We start from the raw sequence: 12,522 nt of genomic DNA on the forward strand, positions 1-12,522 counted from the left end.
CCCGACATGGCCATCGACAATCTCTACGACGCCGGCATCGCCGCCGGCTGGAAGGTACTGGACGCTGCCACCTTCACCACCACGCGCACGCTCGATGCCGACGTCGTCATCGTCGGCAGCGGCGCGGGCGGCGGCATCAGCGCCGAGGCGCTCAGCCGCGCGGGCCTGCGCGTGGTGCTGCTGGAAGAGGGAGCGCTGCGCACCTCGGACAGCTTCCGCGACATGGACGAGAACCGCGCCTATCGCGAGCTGTACCAGGAGGCCGCGGCCCGCACCACGGCCGACGGCGCCATCGCCATCCTGCAGGGCCGCTCCGTCGGCGGCAGCACCACGGTCAACTGGTCGTCGAGCTTCCGCACGCCGCCGCAGACGCTGGCGCACTGGGCCACGCATCACGCCGTCACCGGCCACAGCGAGGCCGACATGGCGCCGTGGTTCAGGAAAGTGGAAGAGCGCCTGGGCATCGCGCCATGGGCGATGGCGCCCAATCCCAACAACGACGTGCTCAAGCGCGGCTGCGAGACGCTGGGCTGGGAATGGCACGTGATCCCGCGCAATGTGAAGGGCTGCTGGAACTCCGGCTATTGCGGGCTGGGCTGCCCGGTCAATGCCAAGCAGTCGATGCTGGTATCGACCATCCCCGCGGCACTGGCCAGCGGTGCGACGCTGGTGCACCGCGTGCGTGTGCGCACGCTGGACCATGACGGCAAGCGCGTGCAGTCGGTCACCGGCGAGGCGCTGGGCGCCGATGGCTACACGCCCACCGGCGTCGGCGTGATCGTGCGGGCCAGGCACTTCATCGCCGCCGGCGGCGCCATCAACACGCCGGCGCTGCTGCTGCGCTCGCGCGTGCCGGACCCGCATGAGCGGCTGGGACTACGCACGTTTATCCATCCGGTGAATATCAGCATCGCAAAAATGCCGGAGCGCATTGATCCTTATTATGGCGCACCGCAGTCGATCGCTTCCGACCACTTCCAGTGGAAGGACGGTGCGACCGGGCCGATGGGCTACAAGCTGGAGGTGCCGCCGCTGTTCCCCGGCATCAGCGCGGGCGTGGTCAACGGCGTGGGCGAGGCACTGCGCCGCGACATGGCGCAACTGCCCCATACCAACGCCATGCTGGCATTGCTGCGCGACGGCTTCGTGCCAGAGAGCACGGGCGGGCGCGTGCGGCTGGCACCCGACGGCAGCCCGCTGCTGGACTATGAGATGAGCGACTACGCCTGGGACGGCGTGCGGCGCGCGTGGCTGAGCATGGCGCAGGCGCAGTTTGCCGCCGGCGCGGAGCGCGTGCGGCCCGCCCACCTGGACGCCGCCGAGTACCGCAGCTGGCCCGAGGCGCGCGACGCCATCGCGCAACTGCCGCTCAAGCCTTTCCGCACCGCGCTGTTCACCGCGCACCTGATGGGCGGCTGCGGCATGAGCGACGATGCGCGCGGCGGCGTGGTGGACAGCCATGGCAACCACCACCAGCTGGCCAACCTGTCGGTGTTCGACGGCTCGGTGTTCCCGACCAGCGTGGGGGCCAATCCCCAATTGTCGGTGTTCGCGCTGACGGCGCAGAATGCGCACGCGCTGGCACGGAGCCTCACGTCATGAGGTATTGGCCGCGCAAGCCTGCAATGTCCTGCATTGCAGGCATCCGGCATGCCTGCTTCATGCAGGTTGCCGGCGACATTGTTGTGCGATTCCCCACACCAGTGGCGCAATTAGAATGCCCACTCCAATTCAGGTCTTGTGAAACGCTCGAAGCGGTGGATAGGCTTCGTACAGCTGTTTCAAGCATCCGTATGCCGTCAGAGCAGGGAGCGGAACAGCGTAGCAAATTGCTAAGGGGTTTAAGGCAGCAACGAAGAGAGACGCCCCCATGAAGACCGGCAAAAGCTCGGCAGGAGACACCAAGGCCCGGATTCTCGACGCCACGGAAAAGTTGTTTACCGAGGTCGGCTATGAAGCCACCTCGCTCAGGCAGGTCACGTCGCGCGCCATCGTCAACCTGGCCGCCGTGAACTACCACTTCCGCAGCAAAGATATCATGATGCACGCCGTGCTGAGCCGGCGGCTGGATCCGCTCAACGCGCGGCGCCTGGCGCTGCTCGATGCGTGCGAAGCGCGCTGGCCCGGCAACAGCATCCGCTGCGAGCACGTGATGGGTGCGCTGTTCGTGCCCGCGCTGCAAATGGCACGCGACCCGTCGGTGGGCGGGCCGTCGTTCCTGCGGCTGCTCGGGCGCGTGTATTCGGATACCTCGCCCTTTATCCAGCAATACCTGCTGGAGCACTACGCCCCGGTGTACGGGCGCTTCTTCGACGCCTTCTCGCGCGCCATTCCGGCGCTGCCGCGGCATGAGCTCGGCTGGCGCCTGCAGTTTGCGCTCAAGGCGCTGGCCGGCGTGCTGGCCGGCGAAGAGCTCACCAACCTGCTGCCCGCGTTCACGCAGGGCCGGCAGATGAGCGATGCGCACGTGCTGGCCCAGCTCACCGCCATGGTGGAAGCCGTGCTGAACGTGGCGCAACCCAGTGCGGACGACTTCTCGGCCCTGCAGTCGGTGTTCGAGCTTGGCGAGCAGCAGCAGGCCAGGGAGCGCGCCAGCAGGCTGGCCGCGGCGCGGTCTGCCGATGAACTGAGTGCCAGTTGCGCCGCGATGGCGGCAACCATGGGCGATGCGGCCAGCCAGACCGCCGCCGCCCTCGGCAAGGCCCGCATCAGCGCACGCACCGTGCGCAATGAGGGCACCAAACGCTCAGCCGTGACCAGCATGCCGGTCCGCGCGCGCGAGCAAACCGTGAGCTTCCCCAGCAACCCGCTGGATGACTGGATGCGAATGCGCACCAGGACATAGCGGCGCGCGCCGCACCCGGTTACCGCCGGGCCGGCGCCACCGCCCTCACGCAAAAACTGAACCGTCGATCCATCCAGCGAGGCCACGCACAGGCCCCGCGGACCCCGTGCGCCTTATCGGATTTTCCAAGGGCGCGGCGGTGGCCCCGTTCGCCCTGCGCTGCCCGCGCTCCGCCTCCTGGCGGACATCTTGAGGAGGAAGCTGCCATGTCGATCCAACCGCTTTACCTTGCCGCCGTCGCCGGTGCCGTCATCGGACTGCTGGCTGCGCCACTGGCCATGCCCCCGGTGGCCATGGCCCAGACGGCCACAACCACCGCCGCCGCGGGCACGGGCTATGACGGCCAGACATCCGCACAGCAAGCCGCACTGTTCTCGCGCCAGGTCGCCAGCGGCGAACTCGCGCGGCTGTCCGATGAGCAGGTGCTGGCCGTGTTCCAGGCGCTGCAGCCGGACGCGCTGCTGAAATGGGCCCGTGCCGAGATGAACCGCTATCCCGAGTACGAGTACTGGATGTCGCGCCAGGAACGGCTCAACAACCAGTGGCAGGACCAGCCCGCCAGGATGCAGATCCGCTACCGCCACCAGCCGCGCCAGCTCTATGCCAAGTGGCTGCCCGGCGGCGCGCAGTCGGGACAGGAAATCATCTACGACGAGACCCGCCGCAAGGACGAGATGTACGGCCACCTGGGCGGCGTGCTGGGCTTCACCTCGATGTGGATTGCGCTGGACGGCACGCTGGCGCGCTCGCAGTCCAACCACACCGTGCGCGACCTGGGCTTCCAGTTCGTGCTGTCGATGCTGGAGCGCGACGCCAGGTCCCTGCGTGCCGCCGGCCTGTCCGAGAAGTACAGCAAGGCCGAGATCGTGCAGGAGCAGGGCGTGCGCATGGTGGCGCTGACCTGGGACCTGCCGGCCGGCGCGCCGCAGTACTACGCCAAGAAGGTGCAGCTGATGCTGGACCTGAAGCATCCGTATATCCGCGTGGAAACCGCCTGGGATGCCGACGGCAACATGGTCGAGAAGATCGTGTTCGACAAGCTGGTGCGCAAGACCTTCGAGGCCTCGGCGTTCGATCCGGCCAATCCTGACTATCGCTTCTGAGATGCGGCAAAGCGGCGCGCACCGTGCGTTTGAATCGGTGGCTGCGCCGCTTTGCCGCGCAGTCCGTGCAACACCCGCAATCCACCGCCACGTGCGGCATGCACGCCAGGCGCGCCTGTTTGGAACGGCCGCTCTATTGACGCAAAAACACGCGAGCGGCGAGAGTCGCCGCACCCGGGAGGGATCCGGCCGCAGAGCCGGACACCAGATCCAGAACCAGGGGTCGCCAAGAAAAAATCAGGAGACAGGCAATGACCATGTCGATGCTTCGACGCAGCACTTTGGTTTTGACAGGGGTGAGCCTTGCCGCGGCGCTGGCCGGCTGCGGTGGCGGCGGCGGCGATGAAGAGGCGCCGCGCGCCGGCACGCAGGCACCGCAATGCGCTGACACGGGCACGTGCCCCGCGCAGGGGCCGGTCACCATCGGCGGCCCGCCGGGGTCGTTGTGCCCGGCGGCACTGGACTACAGCACCACCTTCACCGGCGGCTCCGGCGCGGGCGAACTGGTGAAGCTGCGCTTCGACACCGCGGCCCGCACCTACCAGCTGGAGATCATCGAGTCGCCGGTGCCCAAGCAACCCGGCAGCGTCAGCCCGACGCGCGCGGGCGTGACTTTCACCGGCACCTTCGCCAACCTGACCTCGCTGCCGACCGCCGAGCAGAACCGCTGCGCAGTCGCGCTGCAGACGGCCACCGCATCCGACGGCACCTCGCAGGCCAATATCGACAGCGCCAGGCCGCCGGTGATCTTCCTGGGCAATGGCGTTGCCGGCGGCGGCATCCCCGGTGCCACCATCTCCTATCCGGGCGTGCTCGGGCTGGGTGCGATCCCGGCCACCACGTTCCCGTTCTACCCGGTGCTGGCATTCGCACAGACCGAGACCGACTTCACCAGGGTGGCCGGCAGCTACAACCTGCTGGGCTACCACCAGGTGCCGTCCGGCGGCTCGCTGACTTCGTCGAGCCACTTCACGCCCGCGACCGCGCAGACCACCGAGACGCTGAACGCCGACGGCAGCTGCACGGCCGCGGCCGGCAGCTGCCTCAGCACCGGCAACAGCTGGAAGCTGCGCAGCGCCGATGGCGCCTTCGAAAGCAGCAATGCCGATGGCAGCCGCCGTTACCCGTCGTTCCAGAGTGCGGCCATCACCAGCAACAACGCCAGCCGCGCCAAGGGGCTGATGGTGGTGGGCAAGCTCAACGGCGCACTGGTGCCGCTGCTGGTGCGCACCGGCTACGCGCAGATCTCGCTGCTGCCACTGACGGTCAATGTCGACGACGAATCGGGCCTGGCACTGATGGCGCCGGCGAAGGCACTGGCCAGCGGCCAGCTTGACGGCGGCTATATCGGCTCGGGCAGCGACTTTGTCTACACCGCCTCGCTGGTCAAGGGCACGCGCGTGGAGCTGCTGGACCCGATGACGATGAACCAGACCGGTGCCTTCCAGCTCGACTTCACGCAGAACGCGCCGGGAATGATCGCCACCACCGACAACAGCGGCACCACCGGTGCGCTGATTGCCAGCGGGCGCGTGTTCAGCCACCTGTCCGGCACCGGCAGCGCCAGCCCGACCTTCCGCGTCGGCGTGCTGGCAGCACCCTGAGTCCACCAAGAACACACAAAACCGAGGAGACCACGCCATGCAACCCCTTCGACTGATCCTGCCGCGGGCCTCGCGCCCATCCACGGTGCCGGCGCGTGCGCTGGCCGTGGCCGCCACCGCCATGCTCGCCGCCTGCGGTGGCGGCGGCGGCGACGACGCGCCGTCCACGCCGGCCGCGGTGCAGACGCGGCTGTGCCCGGCAGCGCTCGACTACTCCACCACCTTTACCGGCGGCACCGGCTCCGGCGAGCTGGTGAAGGTGCAGATCGACACCACCAAAAAGACCTGGCAGGTGACCTTCGTGGACTCGTCGGTGCCGCGCCAGACCGGCACCGTGCAGCCCACGCGCAGCGATCCCACCAACGGGCAGAACGTGATGCGCGGCACGCTGAAGGCGGAGACGGGGTTGCCGACCGAGAAGCTCAACCAGTGCGCGTTCGAGCTGAGCGGCGCCAGCCTCGATCCGAACCGTCCGGCCAAGCTCTTCGTCGGCGAAGGCGTGGTGGGCGGCACCATCCCGGGCGCGCGCATCCAGTTCAACGGCGTGCTGGGCGCCGGCGCGGTGCCGGACACCACCTTCCCGTATTTCCAGTTCATCGGCTTCGCGCAGACCGAGACCGACCTGTCGAAGATTGCCGGCCAGTACAACGGCACGGGCTTCCACGAGGTGCCGTCCAAGCAGTTCCAGCTGGTGGCGCAGGACTACCGCATGGCGCTGGCTGCCGATGGTTCCTTCACCGTCTGCGACAACGCCACCAACACGTGCGAGCGCAAGGGCAACAACTTCGTGCCGCAGGCGAGCGGCGCGCTGCTGTCGACCAACTACAAGGCCGAGAGCCAGCCGCCCACGCTGGGCGGCACGCTGGGCAAGGCCTACCTGATCGTGGGCAAGCTGCGCGGCCAGCTGGTGCCGGTCATGATCCGCGTGGGCTATGCCAATGACTCGCTCGCCAACGGCCCGCTTGGTGCCGACGACGAGATCGGCATCGGCATGATGGCGCCGGCGGTAGCGCTTACTGAAGGCACGGTCAACGGCGAATACGTCGGCGTGGACAGCAACTTCAACTACCGCGTGACGGCACTGGTCGGCGCCGCGGCCACCATGATGGATCCGTTCCGGCCGCATGATGCCTCGCTCGCCATCCCGTACCGGCTGGATTTCTCGCAGCAGGTGCCGGGCGTGGTCCGCACGTCGCGGCGCGATGCGCCTGCAGGCTCGGCGCCGACCGGCAAGCTGATGTTCACCGGCGGCGTGTTCGGCTTCCTGGAACAGCGCGACAGCGGCCCGTACTTCACCGTCGGCGCATTCGTGCAGTAAGCACGCTGCCAGGCCCGGGCCATTGCAGCCCGGGCCACTGCGCCACGATCCGACCATACAGAGACATCCACTGCCGGGGACACAAGATGAAAACCATACGCCTCACGCTCACACTGATGCTGGCCGCGCTGGCCAGCTTCGCCCTGCCTGCCCACGCCCAGAAGAAGGGCGACAACGTGGTATCCGCGGGCTGGTTCCATATCCAGACCCACGGCCAGAGCGCTCCGCTGACTACCACCTTGCTCGACGTGCCGATCAACTACCCGCTCGGGCTGCCGTCCAGCTTCACCGCACCGGGCAGCAGCATCTCGTCATCCAACGCCAATACGCTGGGGCTGACCTTCAGCCACTTCGTCTCCGACCATATCGCGATCACCGCGGTGGGCGGCATCCCGCCGGAGTTCAAGCTCTACGGCCACGGCGAACTGATCCCGCCCGGCCCGGCCGGAGCGCTCGGGCGCCAGAGCCTGGGCGATCCGTCGCTGAACCCCATCGTCACCAAGGCACGCCAGTGGAGCCCGGCGGCGATGGTGCAGTACCACTTCCTGGATCCGGGCACGCGCTTCCGCCCGTTCCTGGGGTTGGGGGTGTCGTACAACTTTTTTACCAACATCGAGGTCAATCCGGCGTTTGCGAGCTCGGTCAACAACAACCTCGGCGCGATCCTGGCGGCGGGGGCGGGCATCCCAGGTCCGACTTCGGTGAGTGCGGATGCGTCGTCGTCATGGGCGCCCGTGTTCAATATCGGCGGCACCTACAACTTCGACGAGCATTGGGGGCTGACGGCGGCGGTGACTTATATCCCGCTGAAGACGACGTCGACGATGACGATCAAGGCGGCCGACGGGACCGTGCTGTCGACCTCGAAGACCAAGCTGGAGCCGAATCCGCTGGTGTTCTTCCTGGCGGCTTCGTACAAGTTCTGACGCTGAAAGAAAAAAACGACGCGCCTGAGCGCGTCGTTTTTTATTGCTGCAACGGCAAGCGGCAACCTTTACTGCGTCACCGTCCCCGGTTGCGCAGGCGTCGCCTGCTGCGCCACCGGACTGTTCTCCTGCAAGCCACCGCCCAGCGACCGGTACAGGTCGATCGCGTTGTTCAGCCGCAGCTGCCGCGCCTGGATCAGCGCCTGCTCGGCGGTGAACAGCTGGCGCTGCGCATCGAGTTCGTCCAGGTAGCTGGCCACGCCGCTGCGGAACCGCAGGCGCGCCAGCTCGTAGCGCGCGGCTTCGGCGTTGCGCACCTCTTCCTGGCCGGAGACCTGGTCTTCCAGCGTGCCGCGTGCTACCAGCGCATCCGCCACTTCCGCGAAGGCCGTCTGGATGGTCTTCTCGTAGTTGGCGATCTGGATGTTCTTGCGCACGTTGGCCAGGTCCAGGTTGGACTTGTTGCGGCCATAGTCGAAGATCGGCAGCGTCAGTTGCGGCGCGAACGACCACGCCTTGGTGCCGGCATCGAACAGGTTCGAGAACGTCGGGCTGATGGTGCCAACGCTGGTGGTCAGCGTGATGCGCGGGAAGAACGCCGCGCGTGCCGCGCCGATATTCGCGTTGGCCGACAGCAACTGCTGTTCGGCCTGGCGGATGTCCGGGCGTTGCTCCAGCAGGTCCGACGGCAAGCCCGCGGGGATATCGCTGATGATGCGTTCGTCCGACAGCCGCATCGGCTCAGGCAGGTTCCCGATGCTGCCGATGGGCTTGCCCACCAGCACTTCAAGCGCGTTCTGCGCCTGCGCGCGCTGGCGTGCTAGCTGCGCGGCGGCGACACGCGCCTGGGCCACCAGCGACTCGTTGTCGCGCAGGTCCAGCGCGGATGTGGCGCCGACGTCGAAGCGCTGCTTGGCGAGCCCATAGGTGCTCTCGCGCGCCTTGAGCGTGTCCCGCGCAATTTCGTACTGCTCGGCGAAGGAACGCTCGGACAGATAGGCCTTGGCCACTTCCGACACCAGCGAGATATACGCCGAACGATGCGCCTCTTCGGTGGAGAAGTACTGCGCCAGCGCCGCGTTCGACAGGCTGCGCACGCGGCCGAAGAAGTCGAGCTCGTAGGACGAGATGCCCAGGTTGGCCTGGTAGACCTGCGTCACCCCGGGCTGGCCGAGCACGGTCGAGGTCCCGGCGGCGTTGGTGCTGGCACGGGTGTAAGCAGCGTTCGCGTTCACCGTGGGCAGCAGGTCGGCGCGCTGCACCTGGTACAGCGCGCGCGCTTCTTCGATGCGCAGCGCGGCGGTGCGCAGGTCGCGGTTGTTGTCCAGCGAGGTCGCGATCAGCGACTGCAGGCGCGGGTCGCGGAAGAACTCGCGCCAGCCGATGTCGACAGCGCGGCGGGTCTCGCCGCTCTTCGCCTCGGCGGTGGCGTAGCCCTCGGGCGCCACCGGGAAGCTGTCTGCCACCGGCGGGGCAGGGCGGTCATAGTGGGGCGCGAGCGTGCACCCCGTCAGAACGCCGGCCACCAGCAGCAGTGTGGTCAGAGTCTTGGTCATGTTCAGATTTCCTCTTTCGGCTCGTGCCACTTCTGGTCCAGCATGCGCTGGCGTTTGCTGCCCTTGAAGCGCTTGCGCACCACCACGAAGAAGACCGGCACCAGGAAGATCGCCAGCACCGTGGCGGTGATCATCCCGCCAATCACGCCGGTACCGATGGCGCGCTGGCTGGCCGAACCCGCACCGGTGGCGATCGCCAGCGGCAGCACGCCCAGGATGAACGCCATCGACGTCATCAGGATCGGGCGGAAACGCAGGTGCACCGCTTCCAGCGTGGCTTCGATCAGGCCCTTGCCCTGCGCCTGCAGGTCCTTGGCGAATTCCACGATCAGGATGGCGTTCTTCGCCGACAAGCCGATCGTGGCGATCAGGCCCACCTTGAAGTACACGTCGTTGGGCATGCCGCGCAGCGTCACGCCGAGCAGCGCGCCGAGCACGCCCAGCGGCACCACCAGCAGCACCGAGAACGGGATCGACCAGCTTTCATACAGCGCGGCCAGGCACAGGAACACGATGATCAGCGACAGCGTGTACAGGATCGGTTCCTGCGAGCCGGCCAGGCGTTCTTCATAAGACTGGCCGGACCACTCGAAGCCGAAGCCCGGCGGCAGCTTGGCGAAGTTCTCTTCCATCACGCGCATGGCTTCACCGGTACTGCGGCCCGGCGCGGCCTGGCCCGCCAGCTTCACCGCCGGCATGCCGTTGTAGCGCTCCAGGCGCGGCGAGCCCATTACCCACTTGGAGGTCGCGAACGCGGCAAACGCCACCATGTCGCCGTTGTTGTTGCGCACGCGCAGCTTGGTCAGGTCGTCCGGCAGGCGGCGGTCTGAGCCTTCTGCCTGCACGATCACCTTGCGCACCCGGCCTTCATAGATGAAGTCGTTGACGTAGTTGGAGCCGAACGCAATCGACAGCGTCGAGTTGATGCTCGCCACCGTGACGCCGAGCGCCTTGGCCTTCTCGCGGTCGATGTCGATCTGCAGCTGCGGCGCATCTTCCTGGCCTTCCGGGCGTACGCCCATCAGCACCGGGCTCTGCGCGGCCATACCGAGCATCATGTTGCGCGCTTCCATCAGCTTGGCGTGACCCTGGCCGGTGCGGTCCTGCAGGCGGAAGTCAAAGCCCGAGGAGTTGCCCAGCTCGGAAATCGCCGGCGGGTTGAGCGGGAAGATGATCGCGTCCTTGATGAACGAGAGCGCGCCGAAGGCACGGCCGACCAGGGCCTGCGCGGTCTCGCCGTCGCCGGTGCGCTCCTTCCAGTCCTTCAGGCGCACGAACGCGATACCGCCGTTCTGGCCGCGGCCGAAGAAGGAGAAGCCCGCCACCGTGATCATCTGGTCAACCACCTTGCTTTCCTTCTGCAGGTAGTAGTCCTCGATCTGCTTGAGCACGCCGATGGTACGGTCCTGGGTGGCGCCATTGGGCAGCTGCACCACGGTGATCATGTAGCCCTGGTCCTCATCGGGCAGGAACGACGACGGCAGGCGCTTGAACAGCACCACCACGCCGACGATGATGACCGCGTAGATGATCAGGTAGCGGCCGGAGCGCTTGAGGATGCGCGCGACCACGCCCTGGTAGCTGGTGGCCGAACGCGCGAAGGTGCGGTTGAACCAGCCGAAGAAGCCCGTCTTCTCATGGTGATGGCCGGCTTCCACGGGCTTGAGCAGCGTCGCGCACAGTGCCGGGGTCAGCGTCAGCGCCAGCAGCGCCGAGAATGCCATCGACGAGATCAGCGACAGCGAGAACTGGCGGTAGATGTTGCCCACCGAGCCCGAGAAGAATGCCATCGGGATGAACACCGCGGTCAGCACCAGCGTGATGCCGACGATCGCGCCGGTGATCTGGCCCATGGCCTTGCGCGTGGCCTCACGTGGCGAGAGTCCTTCCTCGCTCATAATCCGCTCGACGTTCTCGACCACCACGATGGCATCGTCCACCAGGATACCGATGGCCAGCACCATGCCGAACATGGTCAGCACGTTGATCGAGAAGCCGAACGCCAGCAGCGCGCCGAAGGTGCCCAGCAGCGCGATCGGCACCACCAGCGTCGGGATCAGCGTGGCGCGGAAGTTCTGCAGGAACAGGTACATCACCAGGAACACCAGCACCACGGCTTCGAGCAGGGTCTTGATCACTTCCTCGATCGAGATCTTGACGAAGGCCGAGGTGTCGTAAGGCACCGAGTACTGGTAGTCCGCCGGGAAGTTCTTGGACAGCTCTTCCATCTTGGCGCGCACCGCGGTGGCCGTGGCCAGCGCGTTGCCGGTCGGGGCCAGCTTGATGGCGATGGCCGCCGACGGCTTGCCGTTGGTGCGGGCCAGCGTCGAGTAGTCGGCACCGCCCAGCTCCACCCGGCCCACGTCCTTGATGCGCACCGAAGACCCGTCCGGGTTGGTGCGCAGCAGGATGTTGCCGAACTGCTCAGGCGTGGTCAGGCGGCTTTCGGTGGTGACGGTGGCGTTGAGCTCGGTGCCCTTGGGCGAGGGCGTGCCGCCCAGCTCGCCCACGGCGACCTGGATGTTCTGCTCGCCCACCGCGGCGGTGACGTCGGTCGGGGTCAGGTTGTAGCCGGTCAGCTTGGCCGGGTCCAGCCAGATCCGCATGGCGTACTCGGTGCCGAACAGGTCGGCCTGGCCCACGCCCGGCACCCGGCGGATCGAGTCGATCACCTGCGCCGAGACATAGTTGCCGAGCTGGATCGCGTCGGCCGTGCCGGACTTGGACGACACGGTCAGGAACATCATGTAGTTGTTCCCGGCCTTGTCCACGCGCACGCCCTGCTGGCGCACTTCAGCCGGCAGGCGCGCTTCCACGCGCTTGAGGCGGTTCTGCACTTCGACCGAGTTCAGGTCGACGTTCGAACCCGGCGCGAAGGCGATGGTGATGCTCGCCAGGCCGGACGACTCGCTGGTGGAGTTGTAGTAGAGCAGGTTAGGGGCGCCGTTGAGCTCCTGCTCGATCACCGAGGTGACGGAATCCTCCAGCGTCTTGGCCGACGCACCCGGGTAGGTGGCGGTGACCGAGATCGTCGGCGGGGCGATGTTCGGATATTGCGCGATCGGCAACTGCAGGATCGACAATATGCCGCCCAGCACGATGATCAGCGCGAGCACCCACGCGAACACCGGCCGGTCGATAAAAAACTTGGCCATAAACTGGCTCCCTCT

8 protein-coding genes are annotated in these 12,522 nt (G+C 67.1%); 6 read left to right on the forward strand and 2 right to left on the reverse strand.

The window, feature by feature from the left end; all coding sequences use genetic code 11:
• Positions 1 to 6 precede the first annotated feature (6 nt).
• The 6 genes from I6H87_RS07105 (at position 7) to I6H87_RS07130 (ending at position 7,796) form a co-directional block, all read left to right on the forward strand.
• A complete protein-coding gene (locus I6H87_RS07105) occupies positions 7 to 1,602 on the forward strand; it encodes a GMC family oxidoreductase (protein ID WP_011616287.1) in 1,596 nt (531 codons plus the stop codon).
• Positions 1,603 to 1,870: 268 nt separating this feature from the next.
• Positions 1,871 to 2,845, forward strand: coding sequence for a TetR/AcrR family transcriptional regulator (locus I6H87_RS07110; RefSeq protein ID WP_011616286.1), 975 nt, complete (start codon positions 1,871 to 1,873; stop codon positions 2,843 to 2,845).
• 206 nt (positions 2,846 to 3,051) lie between these two features.
• Positions 3,052 to 3,948, forward strand: coding sequence for a DUF1571 domain-containing protein (locus I6H87_RS07115; RefSeq protein ID WP_011616285.1), 897 nt, complete (start codon positions 3,052 to 3,054; stop codon positions 3,946 to 3,948).
• Between the two features lie 251 nt (positions 3,949 to 4,199).
• Positions 4,200 to 5,552: a DUF2957 domain-containing protein gene (locus I6H87_RS07120; protein WP_011616284.1), complete on the forward strand. Its 1,353-nt coding sequence runs from the start codon at positions 4,200 to 4,202 to the stop codon at positions 5,550 to 5,552.
• Between the two features lie 37 nt (positions 5,553 to 5,589).
• Entirely contained in the window at positions 5,590 to 6,870 is a 1,281-nt protein-coding gene (locus I6H87_RS07125; protein ID WP_011616283.1) for a DUF2957 domain-containing protein, read from the forward strand.
• An 86-nt stretch (positions 6,871 to 6,956) separates the two neighbouring features.
• On the forward strand, positions 6,957 to 7,796 hold the full coding sequence (locus I6H87_RS07130) for an OmpW/AlkL family protein (RefSeq protein WP_010811358.1): 840 nt from the start codon (positions 6,957 to 6,959) through the stop codon (positions 7,794 to 7,796).
• 68 nt (positions 7,797 to 7,864) lie between these two features.
• On the opposite strand, the gene I6H87_RS07135 is transcribed toward I6H87_RS07130, so the two are convergent.
• Positions 7,865 to 9,352 (reverse strand): efflux transporter outer membrane subunit, encoded by a 1,488-nt coding sequence (locus I6H87_RS07135; protein WP_010811357.1) that lies wholly within the window; start codon positions 9,350 to 9,352, stop codon positions 7,865 to 7,867.
• 2 nt (positions 9,353 to 9,354) lie between these two features.
• Complete coding sequence (locus I6H87_RS07140; RefSeq protein ID WP_011616282.1) at positions 9,355 to 12,507, reverse strand: efflux RND transporter permease subunit; 3,153 nt, start codon at positions 12,505 to 12,507, stop codon at positions 9,355 to 9,357.
• Between the last annotated feature and the right edge of the window lie 15 nt (positions 12,508 to 12,522).

Origin of the sequence: Cupriavidus necator (genome assembly GCF_016127575.1) — a bacterium.
GTDB lineage: Bacteria > Pseudomonadota > Gammaproteobacteria > Burkholderiales > Burkholderiaceae > Cupriavidus > Cupriavidus necator_D.

Excerpts from the sequence above, each read along its gene's own strand:
- I6H87_RS07135 (WP_010811357.1), bottom strand. The coding sequence starts at position 9,352 with ATGACCAAGACTCTGACCACACTGCTGCTGGTGGCCGGCGTTCTGACG.
- I6H87_RS07110 (WP_011616286.1), top strand. The coding sequence starts at position 1,871 with ATGAAGACCGGCAAAAGCTCGGCAGGAGACACCAAGGCCCGGATTCTC.
- I6H87_RS07125 (WP_011616283.1), top strand. The coding sequence starts at position 5,590 with ATGCAACCCCTTCGACTGATCCTGCCGCGGGCCTCGCGCCCATCCACG.
- I6H87_RS07130 (WP_010811358.1), top strand. The coding sequence starts at position 6,957 with ATGAAAACCATACGCCTCACGCTCACACTGATGCTGGCCGCGCTGGCC.
- I6H87_RS07105 (WP_011616287.1), top strand. The coding sequence starts at position 7 with ATGGCCATCGACAATCTCTACGACGCCGGCATCGCCGCCGGCTGGAAG.
- I6H87_RS07115 (WP_011616285.1), top strand. The coding sequence starts at position 3,052 with ATGTCGATCCAACCGCTTTACCTTGCCGCCGTCGCCGGTGCCGTCATC.
- I6H87_RS07140 (WP_011616282.1), bottom strand. The coding sequence starts at position 12,507 with ATGGCCAAGTTTTTTATCGACCGGCCGGTGTTCGCGTGGGTGCTCGCG.
- I6H87_RS07120 (WP_011616284.1), top strand. The coding sequence starts at position 4,200 with ATGACCATGTCGATGCTTCGACGCAGCACTTTGGTTTTGACAGGGGTG.